Annotated in this window: 26 protein-coding genes; 14 read left to right on the top strand and 12 right to left on the bottom strand. The window is 61.3% G+C overall.

The window, feature by feature from the left end; all coding sequences use genetic code 11:
* Nucleotides 1-184: 184 nt before the first annotated feature.
* A complete protein-coding gene (locus tag ACK4TM_RS10430; RefSeq protein ID WP_409700805.1) occupies nt 185-394 on the bottom strand; it encodes a DUF1127 domain-containing protein in 210 nt (69 codons plus the stop codon).
* 114 nt (nt 395-508) lie between these two features.
* Between ACK4TM_RS10430 and ACK4TM_RS10425 the strand changes: the two genes are divergently transcribed.
* Nucleotides 509-1,384 carry a LysR family transcriptional regulator gene (locus tag ACK4TM_RS10425; RefSeq protein ID WP_409700802.1) on the top strand — a complete coding sequence of 292 codons (876 nt, stop codon included), beginning with the start codon at nt 509-511 and terminating at the stop codon, nt 1,382-1,384.
* Here ACK4TM_RS10425 and ACK4TM_RS10420 read toward each other — a convergent pair.
* The gene (locus ACK4TM_RS10420; protein WP_409700799.1) at nt 1,371-2,330 is read right to left on the bottom strand and encodes an NADPH:quinone oxidoreductase family protein; all 960 of its coding nucleotides are present in this window, start codon (nt 2,328-2,330) and stop codon (nt 1,371-1,373) included. The genes ACK4TM_RS10425 and ACK4TM_RS10420 overlap by 14 nt on opposite strands.
* 267 nt (nt 2,331-2,597) lie before the next feature.
* On the opposite strand from ACK4TM_RS10420, the gene ACK4TM_RS10415 reads away from it, so the two are divergent.
* The 5 genes from ACK4TM_RS10415 (at nt 2,598) to ACK4TM_RS10395 (ending at nt 5,865) form a co-directional block, all read left to right on the top strand.
* On the top strand, nt 2,598-2,969 hold the full coding sequence (locus ACK4TM_RS10415; RefSeq protein ID WP_409700796.1) for a helix-turn-helix domain-containing protein: 372 nt from the start codon (nt 2,598-2,600) through the stop codon (nt 2,967-2,969).
* A 72-nt stretch (nt 2,970-3,041) separates the two neighbouring features.
* The gene (gene hisN / locus ACK4TM_RS10410) at nt 3,042-3,836 is read left to right on the top strand and encodes a histidinol-phosphatase (RefSeq protein ID WP_409700793.1); all 795 of its coding nucleotides are present in this window, start codon (nt 3,042-3,044) and stop codon (nt 3,834-3,836) included.
* A gap of 83 nt (nt 3,837-3,919) precedes the next feature.
* A complete protein-coding gene (locus ACK4TM_RS10405; RefSeq protein ID WP_409700790.1) occupies nt 3,920-4,399 on the top strand; it encodes a CAP domain-containing protein in 480 nt (159 codons plus the stop codon).
* 150 nt (nt 4,400-4,549) lie between these two features.
* Nucleotides 4,550-4,774: a hypothetical protein gene (locus ACK4TM_RS10400; protein WP_409700787.1), complete on the top strand. Its 225-nt coding sequence runs from the start codon at nt 4,550-4,552 to the stop codon at nt 4,772-4,774.
* Between the two features lie 32 nt (nt 4,775-4,806).
* Nucleotides 4,807-5,865 (top strand): LysM peptidoglycan-binding domain-containing protein, encoded by a 1,059-nt coding sequence (locus ACK4TM_RS10395; RefSeq protein WP_409700783.1) that lies wholly within the window; start codon nt 4,807-4,809, stop codon nt 5,863-5,865.
* On the opposite strand, the gene guaD is transcribed toward ACK4TM_RS10395, so the two are convergent.
* The gene (guaD, locus tag ACK4TM_RS10390) at nt 5,866-7,158 is read right to left on the bottom strand and encodes a guanine deaminase (protein WP_409700780.1); all 1,293 of its coding nucleotides are present in this window, start codon (nt 7,156-7,158) and stop codon (nt 5,866-5,868) included.
* A 98-nt stretch (nt 7,159-7,256) separates the two neighbouring features.
* Between guaD and mgtE the strand changes: the two genes are divergently transcribed.
* Nucleotides 7,257-8,630: a magnesium transporter gene (gene mgtE, locus ACK4TM_RS10385; RefSeq protein ID WP_409700777.1), complete on the top strand. Its 1,374-nt coding sequence runs from the start codon at nt 7,257-7,259 to the stop codon at nt 8,628-8,630.
* Nucleotides 8,627-9,169, top strand: coding sequence for a 5-formyltetrahydrofolate cyclo-ligase (locus ACK4TM_RS10380; RefSeq protein ID WP_409700774.1), 543 nt, complete (start codon nt 8,627-8,629; stop codon nt 9,167-9,169). The genes mgtE and ACK4TM_RS10380 overlap by 4 nt, the downstream gene beginning before the upstream one ends.
* 19 nt (nt 9,170-9,188) lie before the next feature.
* On the opposite strand, the gene ACK4TM_RS10375 is transcribed toward ACK4TM_RS10380, so the two are convergent.
* The 4 genes from ACK4TM_RS10375 to ACK4TM_RS10360 form a co-directional block, all read right to left on the bottom strand.
* On the bottom strand, nt 9,189-9,938 hold the full coding sequence (locus ACK4TM_RS10375; protein ID WP_409700771.1) for a YebC/PmpR family DNA-binding transcriptional regulator: 750 nt from the start codon (nt 9,936-9,938) through the stop codon (nt 9,189-9,191).
* Nucleotides 9,939-10,011: 73 nt separating this feature from the next.
* On the bottom strand, nt 10,012-11,793 hold the full coding sequence (locus tag ACK4TM_RS10370) for an SLC13 family permease (protein ID WP_409700768.1): 1,782 nt from the start codon (nt 11,791-11,793) through the stop codon (nt 10,012-10,014).
* Entirely contained in the window at nt 11,786-12,706 is a 921-nt protein-coding gene (locus tag ACK4TM_RS10365) for a DMT family transporter (protein WP_409700765.1), read from the bottom strand. The genes ACK4TM_RS10370 and ACK4TM_RS10365 overlap by 8 nt, the downstream gene beginning before the upstream one ends.
* Nucleotides 12,703-13,518, bottom strand: a complete 816-nt coding sequence (locus tag ACK4TM_RS10360) for a TIGR00282 family metallophosphoesterase (RefSeq protein WP_409700762.1) — start codon at nt 13,516-13,518, stop codon at nt 12,703-12,705. Before ACK4TM_RS10360 ends, ACK4TM_RS10365 begins: the two co-directional genes overlap by 4 nt.
* A gap of 85 nt (nt 13,519-13,603) precedes the next feature.
* Here ACK4TM_RS10360 and ACK4TM_RS10355 point away from each other — a divergent pair, with 85 nt between their 5' ends.
* Nucleotides 13,604-14,506 carry a DMT family transporter gene (locus ACK4TM_RS10355; RefSeq protein WP_409700808.1) on the top strand — a complete coding sequence of 301 codons (903 nt, stop codon included), beginning with the start codon at nt 13,604-13,606 and terminating at the stop codon, nt 14,504-14,506.
* A gap of 35 nt (nt 14,507-14,541) precedes the next feature.
* On the opposite strand, the gene choV is transcribed toward ACK4TM_RS10355, so the two are convergent.
* From choV to ACK4TM_RS10340, 3 genes are read right to left on the bottom strand one after another with little or no spacing between them, the layout of a single operon-like run.
* Nucleotides 14,542-15,558, bottom strand: a complete 1,017-nt coding sequence (gene choV, locus ACK4TM_RS10350) for a choline ABC transporter ATP-binding protein (RefSeq protein WP_409700759.1) — start codon at nt 15,556-15,558, stop codon at nt 14,542-14,544.
* Nucleotides 15,555-16,388, bottom strand: coding sequence for a choline ABC transporter permease subunit (gene choW, locus ACK4TM_RS10345; RefSeq protein ID WP_409700756.1), 834 nt, complete (start codon nt 16,386-16,388; stop codon nt 15,555-15,557). The genes choV and choW overlap by 4 nt, the downstream gene beginning before the upstream one ends.
* A 52-nt stretch (nt 16,389-16,440) precedes the next feature.
* Nucleotides 16,441-17,364, bottom strand: coding sequence for a choline ABC transporter substrate-binding protein (locus ACK4TM_RS10340; RefSeq protein ID WP_409700753.1), 924 nt, complete (start codon nt 17,362-17,364; stop codon nt 16,441-16,443).
* Nucleotides 17,365-17,449: 85 nt separating this feature from the next.
* Between ACK4TM_RS10340 and betI the strand changes: the two genes are divergently transcribed.
* The 5 genes from betI (at nt 17,450) to ACK4TM_RS10315 (ending at nt 23,423) form a co-directional block, all read left to right on the top strand.
* On the top strand, nt 17,450-18,034 hold the full coding sequence (gene betI, locus ACK4TM_RS10335) for a choline-responsive transcriptional repressor BetI (RefSeq protein ID WP_409700750.1): 585 nt from the start codon (nt 17,450-17,452) through the stop codon (nt 18,032-18,034).
* On the top strand, nt 18,031-19,539 hold the full coding sequence (gene betC / locus ACK4TM_RS10330; RefSeq protein WP_409700747.1) for a choline-sulfatase: 1,509 nt from the start codon (nt 18,031-18,033) through the stop codon (nt 19,537-19,539). Before betI ends, betC begins: the two co-directional genes overlap by 4 nt.
* Nucleotides 19,540-19,608: 69 nt before the next feature.
* On the top strand, nt 19,609-21,060 hold the full coding sequence (gene betB, locus ACK4TM_RS10325; protein ID WP_409700744.1) for a betaine-aldehyde dehydrogenase: 1,452 nt from the start codon (nt 19,609-19,611) through the stop codon (nt 21,058-21,060).
* Entirely contained in the window at nt 21,060-22,718 is a 1,659-nt protein-coding gene (betA, locus tag ACK4TM_RS10320) for a choline dehydrogenase (RefSeq protein ID WP_409700741.1), read from the top strand. Before betB ends, betA begins: the two co-directional genes overlap by 1 nt.
* A 60-nt stretch (nt 22,719-22,778) precedes the next feature.
* Nucleotides 22,779-23,423 (top strand): thermonuclease family protein, encoded by a 645-nt coding sequence (locus ACK4TM_RS10315; RefSeq protein ID WP_409700738.1) that lies wholly within the window; start codon nt 22,779-22,781, stop codon nt 23,421-23,423.
* Here ACK4TM_RS10315 and ACK4TM_RS10310 read toward each other — a convergent pair.
* Together ACK4TM_RS10310 and ACK4TM_RS10305 are read right to left on the bottom strand one after the other, a co-directional pair.
* Nucleotides 23,420-23,869: a CoxG family protein gene (locus tag ACK4TM_RS10310; RefSeq protein ID WP_409700735.1), complete on the bottom strand. Its 450-nt coding sequence runs from the start codon at nt 23,867-23,869 to the stop codon at nt 23,420-23,422. The two genes, ACK4TM_RS10315 and ACK4TM_RS10310, sit on opposite strands and share 4 nt — an antisense overlap.
* Nucleotides 23,870-23,950: 81 nt before the next feature.
* A partial coding sequence (locus ACK4TM_RS10305; RefSeq protein WP_409700732.1) for a short-chain fatty acyl-CoA regulator family protein occupies nt 23,951-25,112 on the bottom strand: 1,162 nt, incomplete at its 5' end.

Raw genomic sequence — 25,112 nt, 5'->3', positions numbered from 1 at the left:
CACCGGCCGTGCGAATTGTCTCGTATTGAGCCATGTTTTCCTCCAGTTATAGACAGTGGCGCCACCATTCGGCATCCTTGGGGTGTATATTGGCAGGCTGGCCCAGAGATTCAAGGCTTTAAGGGCCTGTCCGGGGTATTTCTGACGCTTTGCGCCGGAATGTCGCGCCGCTGTTATCTGCGCGTTACCTGCGCCAATGGCGCGGCACGTCCCACAGCGGTTTCTCTGCCTCGCGCAGGGCATCCTGGCGGGTGACACCAATATCGTCGAGCAGATGCGGTTCCAGATCGCGCAGGTCGCGGCGCTGGCGGGCCAGACCGATGAATTGCATCACCCGGCGCCAAAGCGACGGGCGTGCGGCGGGAAGGGCGCATGTTCGTGTTGTGCTGGTCATTATATCGTCTTTCGTGATGTGTGGCGTGGTTCGTATGTCTGTGCTTGATGTTAACGCAACGACACTGCATAATGAAAATGAATGTTTGACGAATGAAGCATCAGGAATATTGATATGGCGCGAAATCTGGATCTGACCGCCTTGCGGTCTTTTGTTGCGGTGGCCGATACCGGCGGGGTAACCAAGGCGGCGGGGCTGTTGCACCTGACTCAATCGGCCGTCTCGATGCAGTTGAAACGTCTCGAAGAATCGCTGGATACCCAATTGCTGGACCGGTCGTCGCGCACGATCGCGCTGACATCGCAGGGTGAACATCTGCTGTCCTATGCGCGGCGGATGCTGATTCTGAACGATGAGATCTACGGCAAACTGACATCCGTCGCCTATGAAGGCCAGGTCACGCTGGGCGTGCCGCATGACATCATCTATCCGGTGATCCCGGACGTCCTGCGCCGCTTTGCCGCCGCCTATCCGCGCATGCAGGTGCAATTATGCTCTTCTTTCACAAGCCAGTTGCTGCAGGATTTCCGGCGCGGGGCGCTCGACATGATCCTGACGACCGAAGACAGCGTGGGGCAGGGCGGCGAAACCCTGACTGCCATCCCGCTGGTCTGGCTTGGGGCGCCGGGCGGACAGGTCTGGAAACAACGCCCCTTGCGGCTGGCGTTCGAGCATCGCTGCATTTTCCGCAAATTCGTGCAGCGCCGGTTGGATGAGGCCGGGATCGCGTGGGAAATGGCGGTGGAAAGCCATTCAAGCCGCACGATCGAAGCCTCTGTCAGCGCTGATCTGGCGGTCCATACGATGCTGGCCGGGGCAGAGCCGCGCCATTTCGAACGGATCAACCATGGCGGGGCATTGCCGGAATTGCGCGCCTTCAATGTCAATCTGTATCACGCCGATCTGGACAGCAGCCCGGTGATCGCCGATCTGGCCGGGTTCATCCGCGATGGGTTTTATACCCAACGCACGCCGGTCATGGCACAATAACCACCTTCCCGGTCGAGGCGCGGCTGCGCATCAGCGCCAACGCCTCATCCGCGTGGTCCAGCGGCAGGACATGGCTGATATGCGGGCGCAACCGCCCCTCGGCCAGCCAGCCCAGCAACTCGGCCAGACTATCGGACAAGGCATCAGGCCGGAATTTCAGATAGCCGCCCCAGTAAAACCCGATCACGTCGATATTCTTGACCAGCAGGATATTGGCGGGCACCTGCGGGACAGCGCCGCTGGCAAAGCCGATCACGACCACCCGCGCCTCTGGCTTGCAGGCCCCAAGCGCGGCTTTGAATGCATCGCCCCCCACCGGGTCATAGACGACATCCGCGCCGCCCAGTGCCTTGACGCTGGCCTTGATATCCTGGGTTTCGCTGTCGATCACATGATCCGCACCGGCGGCCTGCGCCACGGCCAGCTTTTCCGCGCCGCGTGCCACGGCGATGACCCGCGCGCCCATTACCTTGCCGATTTCCACCGCTGTCAGGCCGACGCCACCTGCGGCCCCCAGCACCAGAAGGGTCTCGCCCTGCGTCAGATGCGCGCGACGCGTCAGCGCCAGATGCGACGTGCCGTAGGCGACCATGAAACTGGCGGCGACCTGTGACGACATCGCGTCAGGGACGGGGCGGCAGAGGGCAGCAGGAAACACGCCCTTGTCTGCCATGCCACCCTGACCGCCAAAGACCGCGACGCGGGTGCCGATAGCGGGGGTGGTCACGCCGTCACCCTGCGCGATCACGGTGCCGCACACCTCCATCCCGAGGGTGAAAGGTGGGACAGGCGTATCCTGATAGGACCCTTTCGCCATCAGAAGATCGGCAAAGTTCAGACCGCAGGCCGCGATATCCAGCAAAACCTCGCCCGGCGCGGGTTGTGGGACGGGCACGTCCCGCAGGGCGGGCGGGCTCGCGAACGACAAAACCTGATAGGCGCGCATCGGCACTCCTTGAATCACCAATCTGACACTGCATATCACGTGGGTGGTACAATGTTGACCGGACAGTAATTATGCGTTTGGCGAAAAACTGCTGCCGCGAACCTGTCCTTAAGGTTAGCACTGGGGCTGCAACCCTTGCGTGTTATGATGAAATCACGTCATTGCCAATCCATGCGTGGTATGACGGGCGATAATTATTTCGTTACAAGGCCACATTTTTCGGCAAGGCAGGATTTGCCGCGCCATTTTCTATTGGGGAAAAACGTTATGAAACATCCTGTCGATGTCTATGTGGGCAAGCGTATCCGGCACCGCCGCTGGATGAAAGGAACCACGCAGCAACAACTTGCAGAGAACGTTGGCATCAAATTCCAGCAGATCCAGAAATATGAAACCGGCATGAACCGGGTCAGCGCGTCGCGGCTTTGGGATATCGCCAATGTATTGGGCGTGCCGGTCGCGTTCTTTTTTGAAGGCTATGATGCGCAGCCTGTGGTGGAATCAAACGCGACCGATATGCCGGGCGATATCCTGACCGACAAGGAAGCGCTGGAGTTGCTACGCTCTTACTATGCAATTCCGGAAAATCAGCGTCGTCGCCTCTTCGATCTGGCCCGCGTGCTGAGCGAAGCCGCCTAAACGGCGCTTGACCTGCCGAACTGCGCTGCGTTACCGGAACGGGTAAAGCAGCGCAGCAGGGATGGCAGGCATATGGATCACGAAACGCAGGCAGGTCTGATCCGCGTGGCCCACCTTTTGGCGGATGCGGCGCGCCCGGTCACGCTGGCGCATTTCCGCACCGCATCGCTGATCGCCGACAACAAGGCGGCGGCGCATTTCGATCCTGTCACCATTGCCGACCGTGCCGCCGAACGGGCGATGCGCGATCTGCTGGCGCAAGAACGCCCCGATGACGCGATCTTTGGCGAAGAATACGGCCATTCCAGCGGCACCAGTGGCCTGACCTGGGTGCTGGACCCGATTGACGGCACCCGCGGCTATATCAGCGGCACACCGACATGGGGCGTGCTGATCGCCGTCGGCGATGCGGATGGCCCGGTTTACGGCATCATTGACCAGCCCTATATCGGCGAGCGTTTCGCGGGCGGTTTCGGGCAGGCCAGCCTCACCGGGCCGATGGGCATCGCACCATTGGCCACGCGCGCGGCGCGCCCTTTGGATCAGGCGATCCTGCTGTCCACCTTCCCCGAAATCGGCACCCCGACGGAACGACAGGCGTTTGAGGCGGTGGCGCAGCAAGTCCGGTTGACGCGTTACGGGATGGATTGCTATGGCTATGCCCTGCTGGCTGCAGGGCAGGTCGATCTGGTGATCGAGGCGGGGCTGAACGCCTATGACGTACAGGCCCCGATCGCCGTGATTAAAGCGGCAGGCGGCATCGTCACCGACTGGTCGGGCGGGCCTGTGCATGAAGGCGGGCAGGTGCTGGCCGCCGCGAACCGGCAGGTCCATGCCGCGGCACTGGAACTGCTGCAACCCGGGTGAGACGGGGCTATGATCGTCTTGGGATTCCTGTCATGCTCTGGTTGTGCTGCGCTTGGCCAACAACCCAAAAGATTGCGAATCTCATGAAAAATCCCCTCGTTATGTTGTCGTTTGCGATTCTCTCGGCTTGTGTTGCCGTCATCCCGATCCCGCAGCAAAGCGTCTCGCGCGATGTGCCCGCGACGGTCGCGACAGCCGGTTTCGGCGGCGCGCTGAACGACATGCGCCGCGCGCAGGGGCTGGGCCCGTTGGGCGAGGATGCACGGCTGACCCGCGCCGCGCAGGGCCATGCCGATCATATGGCGCAGGCGGGTTATTTTTCGCATCAATCTCCGGGCGGCCCATTGGGCAATAACATGTCCGCGCGGATCCGTTCGACCGGCTGCCAACCCGGGGCGATGTCGGAAAACATCGCCTATGGCCAAAGGTCAGAGGCAGAGGTGTTGGCCGGCTGGACCGCATCACCGGGGCATCTTACCAATATGATGGGGCCACGCTATCGCAGCTTCGGCCTGGGCCAGTCGGGCGATATCTGGGTGCTGAACCTCGCGGACGGGTGCTGAGCGGGGCAGGCATTTTAAGCGGGGCTGGCACGGGGTGGTTATGGGGGACAGAACCGGCCTTTCCCCCTATGCGCGCAATGACGACTATTTGAAGATTCCGCATTCGCAGATATGCGCGAATTCGCCATGCAGATGTGCCAAGGCTGACCGGTGGATTTCGTCGGCGACAAAGACCCTTGGAAATCCCACTTCTATTCAGATCAAACGCAAGGCGCTTTAAGAAGCGCGGCACACAACTTCGAGGATGTTCTTGCGGCTCTTGGCCGTATTTGCGGCAATGACATGCAACCGGCGGGTTTCGGTCGCACTTTCGTCATCTTCTTTCAACAGCCTGCGATTATATGGCGGCTGCGTGCGCGTAAGAGCATTCCATAAGTATTTCGCGTTTTGAAAAACAAGGAAGTAATATGATACCGACAAAAATGACGATCGCCGGGGCTTTGCTGTTGGTGGGGACCGCCGCCGCGCAGGCGCAGGAAGCCTGTTCAGTCTACACTGTGCAGCGCGGTGATTCTCTGAGCGGGATCGCACGGACAGCCTATGGCAGCATCAGCTATCAAGCCCTTTGGGATGCAAACCGGACCGTGATCGGCAGCAATCCCAACGCAATTTTGGTTGGTATGGATCTGAAACTGCCATGTGCCGACGGCAGCCTGCCCGGCAGCGGCACAGTGCAAGCCAGCGCGACAACACCCGTGCCCGAAGTCGGCGCAGACGGCCCGGTACAGATCCGTCTTGTGACCGGCACCGATTATCCACCTTTCACCCAGGAAGACATGCCCGGTGGCGGGATTTACACCCAGCTTGTGCGCGCTGCGATGGACACGATGGAGCCGCGCTATGAAACATCGATTACCTTTGTGAACGATTGGGATGCGCATCTGGAAGCATTGCTGCCGGCCCATGCGTTCGACGGGTCTTTTCCATGGCTCAAGCCGGAATGCGACAAACCTGAAACGTTGACCCCGACAACCAGCGCGCGGTGTGAAACCCTGCTTTTCTCGGACCCGTTCTATGAAATCGTGAACGGCCTGATCACGCGGTCCGATAGCCCGCTGGCAGCAACGTCGGACTACGATGATTTCCACGGCACATCTATCTGCCTGCCCGAAGGCTACGTCGATGCGCCATTGGCGGCGGGGGGGCTGGTTGAACCGGTCGTCACCTATTTCCGCCCTGCTAACCCCGACGACTGCTTTAGCGCGCTGATGGCGGGCGACATTCAAGCCATTTCGCTTGAGATCGTGCAGGCCGATGACATCGCAGGCCGACTGCGGCTAGGTGATGCCGTGGCTTCAAACCCCACCCTGACAATGGTCAAACTGATGTCGGTCTATGTCGATAAATCCAACCCGAAGGCAGAACAGGTGATCGAAGCACTGAATGCAGGCCTGAAAAACATCCGTGACAGCGGTTTGTGGTTCACCACCGTGCGTGATGGTTTTGCCGCCTATTACGGGGACTGATCAGCGCGCCTGCCGCACCCCCGCAATCCAGACATCTGCAATCGCCCGGTCATCGCCCATCATGATCGTGGGGAACAACGCGTCCCAGATATCATTCGCACGGCCCGACCGCTGCGCAATGGCGGGTGTCGATCCCAGATCCAGAACCGTGATATCCGCTGCAGCGCCCGCGCCCAGATGGCCGATCTGCCCCGCCATATGCAGGCTGGCGGCTGATCCTTCGGTTGCCAGCCACAGCAATTGCGCCGGATGCAGCGCGACACCGCGCAATTGCCCGATTTCATAGGCTGCCGCCATCGTGCGCAGCATCGAAAACGACGATCCGCCGCCGGTATCAGTGGCCAGCCCGATACTCAGCCCGGCGCGCGCCAGACCCATCAAATCGAACAACCCCGACCCGATAAAGGCGTTGGACGTCGGGCAATGCACCACGGCGGCACCGACCTCTGCCAGCCGCGCAATCTCGCGCGGTTCCAGATGGATCGCATGGCCATAGATGCCGCGCGCGCCCAGCAGGCCAAATGCCTCATAAGTATCCAGATAGTCGCGCGCGTCGGGGAACAGGTCCCGGACCCAGGCGATTTCGGGCAATTGTTCGCTCAGATGCGTCTGCATCAGGCAATCCGGATGCTCCGCCCAAAGCGCGCCAAGGGCTGTCAGTTGATCGGGCGTCGAGGTCGGCGAAAACCGTGGCGTGATGGCATAAGTCGCGCGGCCCTTGCCATGCCAGCGCGCAATCAGCGCCTTGCTGTCGTCATAGGCGCTTTGCGCGGTATCGCGCAGGTTATCGGGCGCATTGCGGTCCATGCAGGTCTTGCCCGCGACCACAGCCATATCGCGCGCGGCGGCGGCGGTGAAAAACGCATCGACGCTACACGGATGGATCGTGCAATAGCTGGTCAGCGTCGTGGTGCCATGCGCAACGGCCAGTTCAACCGTCCGGGTAGCCACTTCGGCGGCATAGGCGGGGTCGGCCAGCCGCGCCTCTTCGGGAAATGTATACGTGTTCAACCAGTCGATCAGCTGTTTGCCCCAGCTCGCGATGATGCCGGTCTGGGGGTAATGCATATGGGCATCGACAAAGCCCGAGCTGATCAGCTTTGCACCATAATCCACCACCTGCGCATCCGGATGCGCGGCGCGCAGCGCAGGCCCGTCACCTGTTGCCACAACCATGCCGCCGTCAATCAGCACGCCGCCCGCGCTGTTGAACTGTACCGCATCGGCCCAATCGCCGATCAGTGGATTTCCAGAAAAACCAAGCGTCTGGCCAAGAAGTAAGTGTTTTGTCATATCGCTGGTATAGGCTGCGCAAAAGCCGGCGTAAATCATGGATTGGCGTTGTCAGTATGGCCGCTTTGTCTATGCTGCCCGAAAAACGGAGGTGCGCGATGGCCGAACATGACGACGACCATGAGGATGAAGCTTTCGGCATTACCGACAGGCTGGTGGTCGAGGTGCGTGAGGCCGTCGAAAACGCGGATGCCGCTGCCGTTGATGCGCTGCTTGACCCTTTGCACCCCGCCGATATCGCGCATCTGATCGAACAGATCGACCGCAAGGAACGGCGCGACCTGCTGACCCTGTGGAAAGGCGGGATCGACGGCGATATCCTGTCCGAGCTTGACGAAAACCTGCGCGAAGAAATCATCGGCCAGCTGGCACCGGACGAACTGGCCGATGCCTTGCGGGATCTGGACAGCGATGATGTCGTCGATCTGGTCGAGTATCTGGATCAGGATCAGCAGGGCGTGGTGCTGGACGCGCTCGACGCCAGCGATCGGATCGTGGTGGAACAGGCGCTGTCCTACCCCGAAGAATCCGCTGGCCGGCACATGCAATCGGAACTGGTGCGCGCGCCCGAACACTGGAATGTGGGCGAGGCGATTGATTTCCTGCGCTCCGACGTCGTGCTGCCCGATCAGTTCTATCACATCATTCTGGTCGATCCCCGGCTCAAGGCCACGGGTTATGTCACGCTTGGCCGCATCCTCAGCCATCCGCGCGCCACGCCGCTGCGCGACCTGACCGAGGAAACATTCCGCACCTTCCACGTCACCCAAGGCGTGGAAGAGGTCGCGCAGGCGATCAACCACTACCATCTGATCACCGCCCCCGTTGTGGATGACGACGACCGCGTCGTCGGCGTGATCACCATCGACGATGCGATGGCCTTTCTTGAAGAAGAAGCCGAAGAAGATTTGCTGCGCCTTGCCGGTGTCGGTGAAGGCAGCCTGTCGGACAAAGTCTTTACCACCAGCAAACAGCGTCTGCCTTGGTTGGCGGTCAACCTTGTTACCGCCAATTTCGCGGCCTTCGTGATTTCCCTGTTCGAGGAATCGATCGCCGGACTGGTCGCTCTGGCCGTGCTGATGCCGATTGTCGCCTCCATGGGTGGCAATGCCGGTACGCAGTCGCTGACCGTGGCGGTGCGCGCGCTGGCCACGCGCGATCTGACCCCGGCCAACCAATGGCGCGTCGTGCGGCGTGAAGGTCTGGTCGGCCTGATCAACGGCGTTGTTTTCGCGCTGGTGATGGCGGTGATCGGCTATCTGTGGTTCGGGTCGATGATGCTTGGTGTCGTGATTGGTATGGCAATGCTGATCAACATGATCCTCGCGGGTCTGGCGGGTACTTTGGTGCCGGTCTTTCTGGAAAGGTTCGGTTTTGACCCAGCGCTGGCTTCGGGGACCTTTGTGACGACGACGACCGATGTGATGGGCTTTTTCGCCTTCCTCGGCTTAGCGACCCTGATCCTGCTGTGATCGACAAATCCGCCGCACGCACCGCCGCCCTTGCGCGCCGCGCCGCAGCCCATGTCGCCGGTGCGGCGACAGCGGGCTACCTCAGCGAAGTCCTCGCCGGCTATCGCGGCGTACCCTTGGCGGGCTATCTACCGATGCGCAGCGAAATCGATCCGACACCCGCCATGGCAGAGGCAGCGGCCCACGGCCCCGTCGGCGTGCCGGTGATCATCGCCAAGGCGACGCCGTTGCAGTTTCGTATGTGGGACCCAGATGGCGCGCTGATCCCCGGCACTTTTGGCACGCAGATCCCGGCCATAGGCGAACCGATGATCCCGCAGATCCTGATCGTGCCGCTGGTGGCCTTCAGCCGCAGCGGCGGGCGGTTGGGTTATGGCGGGGGATTTTATGACCGGACACTGGAAAAGCTGCGCGCGCGTGGCCCGGTCATGGCCATCGGCTTCGCCTATGCGGCGCAGGAAGATCCCGCGCTTCCGCTGGAAATCACCGACCAACCGCTTGACCTGATCGTCACGGAAAAGGGCGTGATCACGCCCTGATCCCATCCGCCGAAGTCTTTCAGCTTTCCGAAAACGCCGCCATCACCTCGTCCGACGCTTCGAAATTCGCCGTCACGCGCTGCACGTCGTCGTCATCTTCCAGCGTATCCAGCAGTTTCATCAGCTTGGTCAGCCCGTCCAGATCGACCTCGGTGGTCATGTTGGGCTTCCAGATCAGCTTGGTCGACATCGATTCGCCCAAGGCCGGTTCCAGCGCACCCGACACTTCGGCCAGATCGGTATCGGCGCAATAAATGACGTGGTTATCCTCGTCGCTTTGCACATCTTCGGCACCCGCTTCGATTGCGGCCATCATCACCGTGTCAGCGTCGGCGACAGAGGCAGGATAAACAATCTCGCCCTTGCGGTCGAACATGAAGGCGACCGATCCGGTTTCCCCCAGATTGCCGCCGCTTTTGGTAAAGGTGGACCGCACGGTCGATGCGGTGCGGTTGCGGTTGTCGGTCATCGCCTCGACGATGACGGCAATGCCGCCGGGGCCGTAACCTTCGTAGCGGATTTCGTCGTAATTCTCGGCATCGCCGCCTTGCGATTTCTTGATCGCGCGGTCGATCACATCCTTGGGGACGGAACTCGATTTCGCCTCTTTCACGGCCAGCCGCAGGCGGGGGTTCTTGTCGGGGTCAGGGTCGCCCATCTTGGCGGCCACGGTGATTTCCTTGGCGAGCTTGGAAAACAGCTTGGAGCGCAGCTTGTCCTGCCGGCCCTTGCGGTGCTGGATATTCGCCCATTTGGAATGGCCCGCCATCGGAAACCCCTGTCATTTTGGAATAAATCTGCGCCTCTATAAGACACCTGTTGGGGCAGGGGCAAGGCCCCGGTCACAAAGGCCAGATCATCGGGATCACGAAGGATACGATAGGCGCCAGCGTCACATTCAGCGGGATTCCAAAGCGCAGGAAATCGGTGAACTTATACCCGCCCGGCCCGAACACCAGCGTATTGGTCTGATAGCCGATGGGGGTGGCGAAGCTCGCACTGGCCGCGATCATCACCGCCACGACCAAGGGGCGTGGGTCGACGCCAAGTGCGACCGCTAGCCCGATTGCGATCGGCGTCATCACCACCGCCACGGCATTGTTGGATACCATTTCGGTCAATGTGCTGGCCAGTGAATAGACCGCCAGCACGATCAGGAAAGGTGGCAATGCCATCATATAGGGTGATGCGGCGGTCGCGATCATCTCGACCGCGCCCGAGGATTCCAGCGCCGATCCGACCCCGAGCATGGCGAAAATCAGCGCCAGCAAACGGCCTTCGATAAAGGAAAACGCCTCGTCCGCGTCGATGCAACCTGTCGTCAGAACGACGGTCACGCCGATCATGGCCAGCATCAGGATCGGGGCCACATTCAGCGCCGCCAGCCCGACGATGGCCAGCAGCACGATAATGGCGACAGGGGCATGGCCCCGGCGATAGGCGCGCTGCGATGGCGCAGAGACATCGCCAAGGTTCATATCCTCGGCCAGCCGCTGGATATCGCCCGGCGCACCTTCCAGCAGCAATGTGTCACCGACCCGCACCACCATATCATCGATCTGCTGGCTGATGTTGCTGTCGCGCCGGTGCACCGCCAGCGGATAGACCGCATAACGCCGCCGCAGCCGCAAGGACCCCAACCGCCGGTCAGCCATCTTGCAATTGGGAGTGATCAGCACCTCGACCGTGGTGGTCTCCACCGCCGACACCTGATCCACCCGGCGCAATTCCTTGGTGGCCTGCAGGGACAGAAGTTCTGTCATTTCCGTGCGCAGGATCACCCGGTCGCCGATCTGCAACACGACATTCGTCAGATCGCGGCGCAGCGACATATCCCCACGCACCACGTCAATCAACCGCACTCCGTCACGTTTGAACAATTGTACCCCGGTGACTTCGCGTCCGATCAGGTTGCTGTCAGAGGGGATCACCGCCTCGGAAAAGAACTTCTTCTTGGACCGGTCCGACAGCATCGTCGCCATGCTTTGCCGGTCGGGCAGCAGCCTAGGCCCCGCGAAATACATATAGATAAAGGTCCAGGCAACGACGACCAGACCCACCGGCATGATTTCAAGAATCCCGAACGGCGCCATCCCCGAAGCCCGCGCCACACCGTCCACCAACAGATTGGTCGAGGTGCCGATCAGCGTGAGAGTGCCACCAACAATCGCGGCATAACTCAACGGAATCAGCAGTTTGGATGCGGAAACGCCCAGCGAACGTGAAAGCTGGATAAAGACCGGGATCATCACCACCACCAGCGGTGTGTTGTTCATGATCGCGCTGGCAAAGGCGACGAACAGCAACCCGCCCCCGATGGCACGCGCGGGGCTGACCTTGGCCTGCCGTTCCGCCAGCCGTGTCATCGCGTCCAATGCGCCGGTCCGTACCAGCGCGCCGACGATGATGAACATCGCTGCAATCGTCCAGGGCGCGGGGTTGGAAAAGGCCTGCACCGCCGCCTGATAGGGCAGCACACCCGTGATCAGCAGGATCGACACGCCGGTCATGGCGACGACTTCGGTCGGGAAGGTTTCGCGCAGAAACAGCACGAACATGCCCACGACAACGGCCAGCGTCAGCCAGGCCTCTTGCGGTTGCGTCAGGGTGAACAAGTCATTCATGTGCGGGCTTCTTTGCTTTGATCGGTGCTTGCGCAACCCTTGGACGTACCAGTGTCAGGCCGATGGCCATGGCGACCAAAGCCGCCCAGACCCACAGACTGTAATGTTCACGCAACAACAACATAGCCCATAACACCCCGAAACCCGTCACCAAATAGCTGACCTGTCCGGCAAAAACCGCACCCCCACGCCCGACGAGCCACACATAGCCGGTATAGACCAGCACATGAATGACCGCCCCCAGCACCATGGTGACATCCGCCAGAATGAACGGCGCCGCAGGTACGCGGAACTGTCCACTGCCCAGCGCCAGCGGCAGCGCGATCAGCGTCCCGATGGCCGAAGCACCGAACAGCACCTGCACCGGGTCCAGCCCCGCAGTGCCCCATTTGGCAACGATATTGGCTTCCAGCGCATAGCACAGCGGCGCGATCAGCGCCAAAGGCAGGAACGCCACCATCGCGCGTTCGGGAAGGCTCGCCTCCGGCAGCGCGATCAGGGCGACACCCGCCAGCCCCAGCGCCAGCCCCGCCATCCGCCGCCACGAAAAATGATCATTCCCCAGCGCCAGCGCGATCGGAAAGGCGATCAGCGGGATCGTCGAAATCACGATCGACATCACCCCCGCAGGCAGGGTAAAGGCCGCGCGATAGCTGGCGGAATTGGGAATAAGCGTGCCCAGAAACGCGATCAGCAGCCAGAAGGCGCAGGTTTTCGCCGTCACCGGCAAATGCCCCAGACTGCGCCAGCGCCACGCGCCCAGCAACAGGGTGCCGATCAGCATCTGCCAGAAGATGATGCCAAAGGGCTCATATCCCGCCGTCACGGTGATTTTCGTCAATGGCTGCGTCAAACCCCAGCCCGCGCCAAGCGCGACCAGTGCCAGCGTCAACGTGCCGTGTTCGCGGCTCATGCAGGGCCGCTGGCGGCCAGTCTGCCGCCCTGGCGCACCATCACCACACGGGTGGCCTTGCCGGTGCGGTCATCCGTTTCCACATAAAGCCCCGACAGCGTGGCATCGGCGGCGGCGGGGGTGAACCGATCCTTGGGCATGCCGGTGATGAACCGGCGCAGCGGTTCGACCTTGTCCATGCCGATGACGGAATTGTAATCGCCGCACATGCCCGCATCGGTCAGATAGGCCGTGCCACCGCCAAGGATCATCGCATCCGCCGTCGGCACATGGGTATGGGTGCCCACGACGATGCTGGCGCGCCCGTCACAGAAATGGCCCATCGCCATCTTCTCGGACGTGGCTTCGCAATGCATGTCGACAAGGCTCGCCGCGATCTGCCCGCCCATCGGGTATTGCCGCAGCACGCCGTCAATGGCGGAAAACGGGTCATCAAAGGGCCGCTTCATGAACACCTGACCCAGCACCTGTGCGACCAGCACCTTGCGCCCGTTGGTGGCGTTGAACACGCGCGCACCGACGCCGGGGGCGGCTTTGGAAAAATTCAGCGGGCGGATGATCCGTGGTTCGGACGCGGCATAGGCCAGCATGTCCTTCTGATCGAAGGCGTGATCGCCCAGCGTCACGACATCGGCCCCCGCCTCGAACAGCAGTTTGGCATGCGGGGCGGACAGACCCAGGCCCGACGTGGCGTTTTCGCCGTTCACGACGACGAAATCCAACCGCCATTCGGTGCGCAGGCGGGGCAGGTGATTTGTGATTGCGGCCCGGCCTGACCGGCCCATGACATCGCCAAGGAACAGAATTTTCATCCTCCCTTGGTAAGCGCGGATCGCGCCCGGTGCCAGAGCGAAAATGCCGCTGGTCATTGCCGGATTTTGGTGGCAGCCAAAGGGGATGATGAATGTGCAGACAGCCCGCCCCGTGGCGGGCGTATTATGGATGGTCGTGACCGGCGCGATGTTCGTCGCCGTGACCGCCATCGTAAAATACGTGGGCGACGATGTGCCCGCCGCGCAGGCGGCGTTCCTGCGCTATGCCTTGGGGCTGGTGTTTCTGATCCCGATGATCCGTCCGATCATGGCGGCACATCTGACACGCCGCCAGATGAAGATGTTCGGGATCAGGGGCGTGGTGCATACATTTGCCGTGCTTTTGTGGTTCTTTGCCATGACGCAGATCCCCATCGCGGAAGTGACGGCGATGAATTACCTCTCACCGGTCTATGTCTCGATCGGGGCGGCGGTGTTTCTGGGTGAAAAACTGCCACCGCGCCGACTGGCCGCCGTTGTGATCGCATTGATCGGCGCGGCGATCATCCTGCGCCCCGGCATGCGCGCGGTCGAGCCGGGGCATATCGCCATGCTGGGCACCGCAGTGATGTTCGCGGTGGGCTATCTGCTGGCCAAGCAATTGTCGGGCGAGGTGTCGGCAGCGGTCGTCGTGGGTATGTTGTCGATCATGGTGACCATCGGTCTGGCCCCGTTCGCTTACGCGGTCTGGGTCACGCCGACCTTGGGGCAGGTAGGCTGGCTGTTTCTGGTCGCCTGTTTTGCCACAGCGGGGCATTACACGATGACGCTGGCCTTTGCCGCCGCCCCGCTGACGGTCACCCAGCCCGTCACGTTCCTGCAATTGGTCTGGGCAGTATTGCTTGGCGCTGTGGTCTTTGGCGAGGCGGTGGATGGATGGGTCGTCATCGGCGGGCTGGTGATCATGGCTTCGGTCAGTTTCATCACCTGGCGCGAGGCTGTCGCGCGCAGGCAGGTGACACCGGTCGCGCCGCAGACCAAAGTGTAGGGCGTGCCTTCAGGCGCGCCTCTGGCGGGAATATTCTAGTCTGAAGGTGCAGGCGCGAGCCGGGTGATCAGCGAACTTTGCGAGATCTGGCCGATGGGTTGGCCGTTTTCGGTGACTTGCAGGGAATGTGCGCCGATCTGCTGCAGGATCGCCTGGACGGGCGTGTTCACGTCGATGGCCGGGCCTTCTGCGCTGCCCGCGATCATCACATCGCGCGCGGTCAGCACGCCAAGCGGGTTCATATGCGCGACGAAATCGGCGACATAGGGGTTGGCGGGATGGGTATAGATATCGCGCGGCGTGCCACATTGCACGATCCGCCCGCCTTCCATGATCGCGATCCGGTTGCCGATCTTGAACGCCTCGTCCAGATCATGGCTGACAAAAATGATCGTGCGCCCGCGCTGTTTTTGCAGATCAAGCAATTCATCCTGCAACTTGCTGCGGATCAGCGGGTCAAGCGCACTGAACGGTTCGTCCATCAGCAGGATCGGCGCATCGGTGGCAAAGGCGCGCGCCAGCCCGACGCGCTGCTGCATCCCGCCGGAAAGTTCGCCGACCAGCGCATTGGCGCGTTCCGACAGGCCGACCATCGCCAGTTCCTGATCGACGCGGGTCTGGAGTTTTGCCTTGTCCAGCCCCGCCAGTTCCAGCCCCAGCCCGACATTATCGCGCACCGTGCGCCACGGCAGCAGGCCGAACTGCTGGAACACCATGGACACGGATTTCTGCCGCAACCGCCGCAAATCCTGCGCGCCGCAGGTGGTGACATCATAGCTGTGGTCGCCATCGTGCACCCGGACATTGCCGCGCGCGACCGTGTTCAGCCCGTTGACCGCGCGCAGCAGGGTGGATTTGCCCGACCCTGACAGGCCCATGAGCACAAGGATTTCGCCCTGTGCCACGGTGAGCGAACAATCATGCACGCCCAGCACCTGATCGGTGCGGTTCATGATCTCGGCCCGATCCAGGCCTTCGTCCATTAGGGGCAGGGCGTCCTGTGGGCGCGAGCCAAACACGATGCTGACATTGTCGAATTCAACAGCATTCATTTGCGTGTCACCCGCAGCATCCGGTCCAGCATGATCGCCACCACGACGATGACGAAACCGCTTTCAAACCCCAGTGATGTATTCACCGTATTCAGCGCCCGGATCACCGGCACGCCCAGCCCGCTGGCACCGACCAGTGCCGCGATCACCACCATCGACAGCGACAACATGATCGTCTGGTTCAGCCCCGCCATGATCTGCGGTGCCGCCGAAGGCAGTTCGACCTTGAACAGGATCTGTCGCTTGGTCGCGCCAAAGGCTTGCGCTGCTTCCAGCAATGCGGTGGGGGTGGACGAAACCCCCAGATAGGTCAGCCGGATCGGCGCGGGCAAAACAAAGATCACCGTGGCGATCAGCCCCGGCACCATGCCGATGCCGAAAAACACGATGGCCGGGATCAGATAGACGAAGGTCGGCAGCGTCTGCATCAGATCCAGCACAGGCACCATCGCGCGGTAAAGCCGCGGGCGATGCGCGGCGGCAATCCCGACCGGCACGCCCACACCCATGCACACGACACAGGCCGATAGCACCAGCGTCAGCGATTGCATGGTTTCGCGCCAATAGCCTTGGTTGAGGATGAACATGAACCCCAGCACGATGAACAGGGCTGTCTTCCAGTTGCGCTGGATCGCAAAGGTCAGCCCCGCGAAAACCGCAATCAACGCGAAGGGATGCGGTGTTGCCAGCGCCCACAGCGTCGCGCCGATCAGCCATTCCATCGCGTCGGAAATCCGGTCGAAAACGAACCCCAGATTGGCGTTCAGCCAGTCGAACGTTCTTTTCGCCCATGGCCCGATGGGGATCTTATTGTCGGTCAGCCAGTTCACACGCCAATCCTTCGGCTTGGTGGGTCAGGCCCGCAGGCCCGACCCGGTCAGATTACAGGCCCAGCGCCGCGTTCACGGCTTCCATCGCATCACCACCGTCGCGCGCGGTCACACCGTCCAGCCAAGCGGGCAGCACATCGGGGTTTTCGCTCAACCATGCGGTCGCGGCCTCGGCCGGATCGGTGCCGTCATTCAGGATCGCGCCCATGATCTCGTTTTCCATTTCCAGCGTGAATGCAAGATTCTGCAGGAACTGCCCGACATTGGGGCATTCTTCAACATAGCCCGCGCGCGTATTGGTCGCGACGGTCGCACCGCCCAGATCGGGGCCGAACCAATCATCGCCGCCTTCCAGATATTCCATATCGAAATTGGCGTTCATCGGGTGCGGTTCCCAGCCAAGGAACACGATGGGTTCGTCGCGGCTCGACGCGCGGTCCACCTGCGCCAGCATGCCTTGTTCTGAACTTTCCAGCACCTCGAAACCGGTCAGCCCGAACGCATCCGCCTCGATCATGTCAAGGATCAGACGGTTGCCGTCATTGCCCGGTTCGATCCCATAGATGCGGTTATCCAGCGCATCGGCATGTGCGGCGATATCCTCAAAGCTGTCGATCCCCAGATCCGCCGCCGCCCGGTTCACCGCCAGCGTGTATTTGGCACCTTCCAGATTGGTGCGGACGGTATCGACGGTGCCAGCCTCGCGGTAGGGGGCGATGTCGGCCTCCATCGTGGGCATCCAATTGCCAAGGAATACGTCGATGTCGCCCTCGGCCAATGAGATATAGGTCACCGGCACCGACAGGATGCGTGTCTCTGTCTCATATCCCAGCGCGTCCAGCACCACGGTCGTGGCGGCTGTGGTGGCGGTGATATCGGTCCAGCCGACGTCGGAAAACGTGATGCTGTCACATTCGGCAAAGGCAGGCATGGCGGCAAAGATCGCGAGCGCGGACAGGCTTGTGGTAAATTTCATGGTCAGATCCCCCTGAGGTTTTTTCTTGATTGACGAGTCAATAAAGAACAATTTAGGTGTCGGTTGCAACCCGAAAGAGGAAATCATGCCCAAAGTCGGAATGGAGCCCATCCGTCGCGCCGCATTACTACAGGCCACGATTGACGAAATCGGGGCTGCGGGCAACCTTGATGTGACGGTCAGCGCGATTGCGAAACGCGCGGGCATGTCTTCGGCGTTGGCGCATCATTACTTTGGCGGGAAGGACCAGATCTTTCTCGCGGCCATGCGGCACATCCTGCGGGTTTACGGGCAGGAAGTCGGGCACGCCCTGCGTGCAGCCAAAGACCCGCAGTCCCGAATCGAGGCGGTGATTCATGCCGGTTTCTCCTCTGGCAATTTCCAGCCAGAGGTGATTGCCGCCTGGCTGAATTTCTACGTGCTGGCGCAAAGATCGCAAGAGGCCCACCGCCTGCTGCGGGTCTATCAGCGCCGGTTGCACAGCAATCTGATGCATGAATTGCGCCTGCTGATCGGCGCGCGCGCGCCGGATGCGGCGGTGCGGATCGCGGCATTGATCGACGGAATATACCTGCGCCAGGGGCTGGCGCGCGACAGCGCCGGACAAGGGCGCGCGAATGATCAGGTGCTGGCATTGCTGGCGATGGAATTGAAAGGCGGGACGACATGACCAAACCCAATATCCTCATTATCATGGTGGACCAGTTGAACGGCACCCTGTTTCCCGATGGTCCCGCCGACTGGCTGCATGCGCCCAATCTCAAAGCCTTGGCTGCCAAATCCACCCGCTTTGCCAACAGCTATACCGCGTCCCCGCTTTGCGCGCCGGGGCGGGCGGCGTTCATGTCCGGCCAACTTCCTTCGCGGAATGGTGTCTATGACAATGCCGCTGAATTCACCTCCTCCATCCCGACCTATGCGCACCATTTGCGGCGCGCGGGCTATCAGACCTGCCTGTCGGGCAAGATGCATTTTGTCGGCCCCGATCAGATGCACGGGTTCGAGGAACGACTGACCACAGATATCTACCCCGCCGATTTCGGCTGGACCCCGGACTATCGCAAACCGGGCGAACGGATCGACTGGTGGTATCACAACATGGGCTCTGTCACGGGCGCAGGCGTGGCCGAAATTTCCAACCAGATGGAATATGATGACGAGGTCGCCTATCACGCCACCCGCAAGATCTATGATCTTGCGCGCGGGGCTGACGACCGGCCATGGTGCCTGACCGTCAGCTTTACCCATCCGCATGACCCCTATGTCACGCGCAAGAAATACTGGGACCTGTACGAAGATTGCGACCATCTGATGCCGCAGGTCGGCCCGATTGACTACGCCGCGCAGGACCCGCACAGCCAGCGGATCATGGATGCCAACGACCGCGACAAATTCAACATCACCGATGAGGATATCCAGCGGTCACGCCGCGCCTATTTCGCCAATATCAGCTATCTTGATGAGAAGATTGGTGAAATCCTGCAGGTGATGGAGAATACCAGGCAAGAGGCCACGATCCTCTTCGTCTCTGACCACGGCGACATGCTGGGCGAGCGCGGCCTTTGGTTCAAGATGTGTTTCTACGAAGGCTCCGCGCGCGTGCCGTTGATGATCGCCAGCCCCGCCATGGAACCTGGGTTGCAAACCGTCCCTGTCAGCACCATCGACGTGACCCCCACTTTGTGCGATCTGGCGGGCGTGGATATGTCAGAGGTGATGCCCTGGACCAGCGGCGAAAGCCTTGTGCATCTGGGGCAGGGCGGTACGCGCACCACCCCCGTCGCGATGGAATATGCCGCCGAGGCCAGCCAGGCACCGCTGATCAGCCTGCGGTCCGGCCCGTGGAAATTCAATCGCTGCACGCTTGACCCCGATCAGTTGTTCAACCTCGACACCGATCCGCATGAATTGACCAACCTCGCTGGCGACCCCGCCCATCAGGACACACTTGCCGACCTGAGCAGACAGGCCGAGGCCCGCTGGGACCTTGCCCGTTTCGACGCCGATGTGCGCCAGTCTCAGGCCTGCCGCTGGGTCGTCTACGAGGCTTTGCGTAACGGCGATTACTACCCTTGGGATTATCAGCCGCTGCAAAAAGCGTCCGAACGCTACATGCGCAATCACATGGATCTTAACGTGCTTGAAGAAAACCAACGTTTTCCCCGCGGGGAATAAAGCCAAAACCTTCCCCGCGGGGAAGGTCACCCGTCCTGTCCGAAATACGCCCGCCGGAGGCATAATCTCATGAATATCCAACCCACAGCCAGCCATTTCATCGACGGTGCCTATGTCGAAGACAAAGCCGGCGCTGAAATCCCCGTCATCTATCCTTACACGGGCGAGGTGGTCGCGACACTGCACGCCGCCACCCCCGCGATCATCGCGCAGGCCTTGGATGCCGCAAAACGCGCGCAAAAGGAATGGGCAGGCTGGACCGCTACAGAACGGGGCCGCGTGCTGCGCCGGGCGGCGGATATCATGCGGGAACGCAACCATGAATTGTCGGTGCTGGAAAGCTATGACACCGGCAAGCCCTATCAGGAAACCAGCGTCGCAGACGCGACATCAGGCGCGGATGCGTTAGAGTATTTCGGCGGACTGGCCGCCAGCATCACCGGCGAATACATCCCCTTGGGCGATGATTTTGTCTATACCCGCCGCGAACCTCTGGGCGTCTGCGTCGGCATTGGCGCGTGGAATTACCCCACTCAGATCGCCTGCTGGAAAGGCGCGCCATCACTCGCCTGCGGCAATGCGATGGTGTTCAAACCCTCGGAAACCACACCGCTTTGCGCGCTGAAAGTCGCGGAAATCCTGATCGAGGCCGGCGCGCCAGCGGGCATCTATAACGTCATTCAGGGTTACGGCGATGTCGGGGCTGCCCTGATCACTGATCCCCGCGTCGATAAAGTCTCGCTCACCGGATCAGTCGCCACAGGCCGCAAAGTCTATGCCGCCGCTGCCGAAGGCCTGCGCCATGTGACGATGGAACTAGGCGGAAAATCCCCGCTGGTGATCTTCGACGATGCCGATCTGGAATCGGCGGTATCGGGCGCGATCCTCGGCAATTTCTATTCCTCCGGGCAGGTCTGCTCCAACGGCACGCGGGTGTTCGTGCAAAAGGGGATCAAGGACGCATTTCTGTCCCGCCTGACCGAACGACTCCAAGGCGTCGTGATGGGCGATCCGCAGGACCCTGCGACCAACTACGGCCCAATGGTCACCGAACGCCAGCGCGACATCGTCGAAGGTTATATCGCCAAGGGGCAGGCAGAAGGCGCGCGTCTGGTCACCGGCGGAACCCGCCCCGATCTGCCCGGCTTCTTCCTCGCCCCAACTGTCTTTGCCGATGTGACCGACGACATGACTATCGCGCGCGAAGAAATCTTTGGCCCTGTCATGTCCGTGCTGGATTTCGACACCGAAGAGGAGGCGTTAAGGCGCGCCAATGACACGCCCTACGGGTTGTCTGCCGGCGTGTTCACTGCCGATCTGACCCGCGCACACCGCATGGCGGCAGGGTTCGAGGCAGGTACCTGCTATATCAACACCTATAACGACGCACCCGTAGAGGCCCCCTTTGGCGGCAGCAAACTGTCGGGCGTGGGACGTGAAAACTCTAAGGCGGCGATTGATCACTACAGCCAGATCAAAAGCGTCTACGTCCGCATGGACAAGCTGGAGGCACCCTATTGATGCAGGCGGATTATGTCATCATCGGCGCAGGCTCTGCCGGTTGCGCCATCGCTTACCGTCTGGCCGAAGCGGGCAAACAGGTGCTGATCATCGAACATGGCGGGTCCGATCGCGGCCCGTTCATCCAGATGCCAGCCGCCCTGTCCTATCCGATGAATATGAAAATGTATGATTGGGGCCTGAAATCAGACCCCGAACCTCATTTGGGCGGTCGGCAATTGGTCACGCCGCGCGGCAAGGTCATCGGTGGGTCATCCTCGATCAACGGCATGATCTATGTGCGCGGTCATGCGCGCGATTTTGACCATTGGGCGGACAGTGGCGCGCAGGGTTGGGGCTATGCCGATGTGTTGCCCTATTTCAAGCGCATGGAAAATTGGCACGACGGCGGCCACGGCGGCGATCCTGCGTGGCGCGGCACCAATGGCCCGATGCATGTCACGCGTGGCCCGCGCAAAAACCCGCTGACCCGCGCCTTTGTGGAGGCGGGCAAGCAGGCAGGCTATCCGCTGACGGCTGACTATAATGGTGAACAACAAGAAGGCTTCGGCCCCTTCGATTCCACGATCTACCAAGGCCACCGTTGGTCCGCCGCCAGCGCCTATCTGCGGCCAGCGCTGAAACGGCCCAATTGCACGCTGACCCGCGCGCTGGCACGCCGCGTGATCATCGAAGACGGTCGCGCTGTCGGGGTCGAGGTGTCGCGCGGCAAAAAGATCGAGGTAATCCGCGCCAATAAAGAAGTCATCATCGCCGCCTCTTCGCTGAATTCGCCCAAGCTGTTGATGCTGTCCGGCATCGGCCCCGCGGCCCACCTGGCCGAACATGGCATCCCGGTCGTGGCCGACCGCCCCGGCGTCGGCCAAAACTTGCAGGATCATCTGGAGCTTTACATCCAGCAGGCCGCAACCAAACCGGTGTCGCTGTTTTCCTATTGGAACCTGCGCGGCAAGGCCCGGATCGGTGCGGAATGGCTGTTGTGGAAAACCGGGCTGGGATCATCCAACCAGTTTGAAAGTGCAGGCTTCATCCGGTCCCGCGCAGGCGTGGATTATCCTGATATCCAGTTCCATTTCCTGCCCATCGCCGTCAGCTACGACGGCAAGACCGCGCCAGAAGGGCACGGCTTTCAGGCCCATGTCGGCCCGATGCGGTCCGCCTCGCGCGGGCAGGTCACGTTGCGGTCGGCCGATCCGAACGATAACCCGCGCATCCAATTCAACTATATGTCCGACCCGCAGGATTGGGTCGATTTCCGCGCCTGTATCCGGCTGACGCGCGAGATTTTTGCACAACCCGCTTTTGACGAATTTCGGGGCCACGAGATCCAACCGGGCGAGGCCGCGCAAACGGACGCCGAACTTGATGATTTCATCCGCGACCATGCCGAAAGCGCCTATCACCCCTGCGGCACCTGCAGGATGGGCGCTGTGGATGACCCGACGGCGGTGGTTGATCCGCAGACAAGGGTGATCGGAGTGGATGGATTGCGTGTCGCCGACAGTTCCATTTTCCCGCGCGTGACCAATGGCAATCTGAACGCGCCCTCGATCATGACCGGCGAAAAGGCGGCGGATCATATCCTGCAACGTCAACCGCTCGCCCCCGCCAATGACCAGCCATGGATTCACCCCGATTGGCAGACCAGCCAGAGATAATCTTAATCTTCGTTAACAAACTATCTTGATCCGCCCTGCGCCCGGCCTTAGGCCGGACGCATGTGGAAAATCCTTGCTTTGCTCTGCGTTACTTTTGCAAATCCCGCCTTTGCAAACCCCAGCGGCACGATCCGGGTGATCGATGCCGATACCTTTGATATCGGCGGCGACCGGGTGCGGCTATTCGGCATCGATGCGCCGGAAATCGGGCAGCCCTGTGTGGTGAATGGCCAACAGATCGACTGCGGGCGCTGGGCCAAAGATCTGGTCAAGGCACAGTTCGAGGGCCAGACTGCCCGTTGCAATTTCCGCGAGTTCGACCGCTACGGGCGGCATGTGGCCACCTGCGAAGTCGCAGGGCGTGACATGGGGCATGTCATCGTCGGCGCAGGTTGGGCCATCGCTTATCGTCGTTATTCCGACCTTTATGATTTGGACGAAAAAGCTGCCGCCGTCGCCGGGCGCGGGCTTTGGGCCGCGGTGATTCAAGAACCGGAAGCCTATCGCGCCGCCAGTAATACAGCCCCCGCTGCCCCCGATCCGGCTTGCAACATCAAGGGCAATATTTCCAGCAACGGGCGCATCTACCACCGTCCCGGCAACCGCGATTATGACCGCACGGTGATCAACACCGCGCAAGGCGAACGCTGGTTCTGTTCCACCACCGAGGCAGAGGCCGCAGGCTGGCGCGCGGCCCGGAACTAGGTCTCTTCGCCCTCGACCCTGTCCTGAAACCGCTCAAAGAACTGATCCGCCATTCTTTTGGCAAAGCCGCCAATGATCCGGTTGCCCAGTTGCGCCAGCTTGCCGCCCACCTTGGCGGTCGCATTATAAGTCAGCTCCGTGCCGCCTTCGACTGTCGCAAGCGCGACATCGGCACTGCCCTTGGCAAAACCGGCCACACCGCCCTTGCCTTCGCCGACGATAGTATAACTTTGGCCCGGCACGACATTTTCCAGCGTGACCTCACCCTTGAATGTGGCCGACACTGGGCCGACCTTCTGTTTGACCGTCGCGGCAAATCCATCCTCGGGGGACCCGGTCAATTCCTCGCAGCCCGGAATACAGGCGCGCAATGTGTCCGCATCGTTCAGATGCGCCCAGACCGTATCGATATCTGCCGCAATCACGCGGCTGCCTGACAATTCCATGCAGATCCTCCCCTTTGCCGCGATAGTTCACGGCAACCACCCGCTTGGCAATCCCCCCAAGGGCATCAAAACCCTTTGACGCTATTCAAGCTGATAGGGCAGAAGCCCGCGACTGTTCGGATCGACCCGCAGATGCCGTTCCAACGGCGGGACCGAGCGTTGATGACAATTGCGCCGCTCGCAGATCCGGCAGGAAATCCCGATCGGCGCATAGGCATCACTGGCCGCGATATTCATGTGATCGGCATAGACGATGGCTGCGGCATGGCGCACCTCACAGCCCAACCCGATGGCATAGCGGCGGGTCGGCGCATGATAGGACCCGCCTGATTTGCTCACATCCCGCGCCAGACAGAAATACCGTGCGCCATCGGGGGTTTCGGCCAGTTGGCGCAGAAACTGCCCCGGCAATTCAAACGCCTGATGCACGTTCCAAAGCGGGCAGGCACCGCCGAAACGCGCGAATTGCAGGGTCGTGGCGGAATGGCGTTTGGTGATCGTGCCCGCCTGATCGACGCGGACAAAGAAGAATGGAATCCCCTTTTCGCCGGGCCGCTGTAGCGTGGACAGGCGATGCGCCACCTGTTCCAGCGAGGCGCCGAATTGGGCTGCCAGCAATTCAAGATCGTGACGGCTGTCCTTGGCAGCTTGCAGAAAGGCGCGGTACGGCATCAGCACGGCACCGGCAAAATAATTGGCAAGGCCGACCTTGGCGATGCTGCGCGCCTCCTCGGACTGGAACCGCGCCAGATCCAGCGTCGCGTCAAGCAACTTGGCCCGGGTGATCAGAGCCAGCTGCAACAAAAGCTGAAAGGTCTGCGTCGCGGGGCTGGCCGTGGCTGAGAGGGTCAGCACATTCCCTGCCGGGTCGAAATGGCGCAGATGATCGCAGGTGGCATAGACAACGCTGATCCCCCGCGCTGTCAGATTGCGGATCGCCGCCTGCGCGATGGTTTCGCCGGGGGCTGTCTGTTCGGCCAGCCGTTCGGCACTACGGTCCACGGCATCGATGTAATTGTCACAATAATGGAAAAAATCCCGCACCTCTTCCCAGGGGCTGGGACGCAGGCGGGCATCTTCGCGACCCAAAGCCTCGTCCAGGGACGCCAGCCGTTCATGGGTTTGACGGTAGGCGCTGTGCAGATCCAGAAAGGCGCGCGCCAGCGCTGGCGCATTGGCGGCGACCAGCCGCAGATCCGGTACGGCGGGGGCAGGGCTGGTGAACACCGGATCGGCCAGCGCC

This window comes from Yoonia sp., from assembly GCF_046292185.1.
Classification (GTDB): Bacteria; Pseudomonadota; Alphaproteobacteria; order Rhodobacterales; family Rhodobacteraceae; genus Yoonia.
This window is presented reverse-complemented; position numbering and strand designations above follow the sequence as displayed.

Coding starts and splice junctions, on each gene's coding strand:
- ACK4TM_RS10430 (WP_409700805.1), bottom strand. CDS start 394: ATGACCAGCACAACACGAACATGCGCCCTTCCCGCCGCACGCCCGTCG.
- ACK4TM_RS10425 (WP_409700802.1), top strand. CDS start 509: ATGGCGCGAAATCTGGATCTGACCGCCTTGCGGTCTTTTGTTGCGGTG.
- ACK4TM_RS10420 (WP_409700799.1), bottom strand. CDS start 2,330: ATGCGCGCCTATCAGGTTTTGTCGTTCGCGAGCCCGCCCGCCCTGCGG.
- ACK4TM_RS10415 (WP_409700796.1), top strand. CDS start 2,598: ATGAAACATCCTGTCGATGTCTATGTGGGCAAGCGTATCCGGCACCGC.
- hisN (WP_409700793.1), top strand. CDS start 3,042: ATGGATCACGAAACGCAGGCAGGTCTGATCCGCGTGGCCCACCTTTTG.
- ACK4TM_RS10405 (WP_409700790.1), top strand. CDS start 3,920: ATGAAAAATCCCCTCGTTATGTTGTCGTTTGCGATTCTCTCGGCTTGT.
- ACK4TM_RS10395 (WP_409700783.1), top strand. CDS start 4,807: ATGATACCGACAAAAATGACGATCGCCGGGGCTTTGCTGTTGGTGGGG.
- guaD (WP_409700780.1), bottom strand. CDS start 7,158: ATGACAAAACACTTACTTCTTGGCCAGACGCTTGGTTTTTCTGGAAAT.
- mgtE (WP_409700777.1), top strand. CDS start 7,257: ATGGCCGAACATGACGACGACCATGAGGATGAAGCTTTCGGCATTACC.
- ACK4TM_RS10375 (WP_409700771.1), bottom strand. CDS start 9,938: ATGGCGGGCCATTCCAAATGGGCGAATATCCAGCACCGCAAGGGCCGG.
- ACK4TM_RS10370 (WP_409700768.1), bottom strand. CDS start 11,793: ATGAATGACTTGTTCACCCTGACGCAACCGCAAGAGGCCTGGCTGACG.
- ACK4TM_RS10365 (WP_409700765.1), bottom strand. CDS start 12,706: ATGAGCCGCGAACACGGCACGTTGACGCTGGCACTGGTCGCGCTTGGC.
- ACK4TM_RS10360 (WP_409700762.1), bottom strand. CDS start 13,518: ATGAAAATTCTGTTCCTTGGCGATGTCATGGGCCGGTCAGGCCGGGCC.
- ACK4TM_RS10355 (WP_409700808.1), top strand. CDS start 13,604: ATGATGAATGTGCAGACAGCCCGCCCCGTGGCGGGCGTATTATGGATG.
- choV (WP_409700759.1), bottom strand. CDS start 15,558: ATGAATGCTGTTGAATTCGACAATGTCAGCATCGTGTTTGGCTCGCGC.
- ACK4TM_RS10340 (WP_409700753.1), bottom strand. CDS start 17,364: ATGAAATTTACCACAAGCCTGTCCGCGCTCGCGATCTTTGCCGCCATG.
- betI (WP_409700750.1), top strand. CDS start 17,450: ATGCCCAAAGTCGGAATGGAGCCCATCCGTCGCGCCGCATTACTACAG.
- betC (WP_409700747.1), top strand. CDS start 18,031: ATGACCAAACCCAATATCCTCATTATCATGGTGGACCAGTTGAACGGC.
- betB (WP_409700744.1), top strand. CDS start 19,609: ATGAATATCCAACCCACAGCCAGCCATTTCATCGACGGTGCCTATGTC.
- betA (WP_409700741.1), top strand. CDS start 21,060: ATGCAGGCGGATTATGTCATCATCGGCGCAGGCTCTGCCGGTTGCGCC.
- ACK4TM_RS10315 (WP_409700738.1), top strand. CDS start 22,779: ATGTGGAAAATCCTTGCTTTGCTCTGCGTTACTTTTGCAAATCCCGCC.
- ACK4TM_RS10310 (WP_409700735.1), bottom strand. CDS start 23,869: ATGGAATTGTCAGGCAGCCGCGTGATTGCGGCAGATATCGATACGGTC.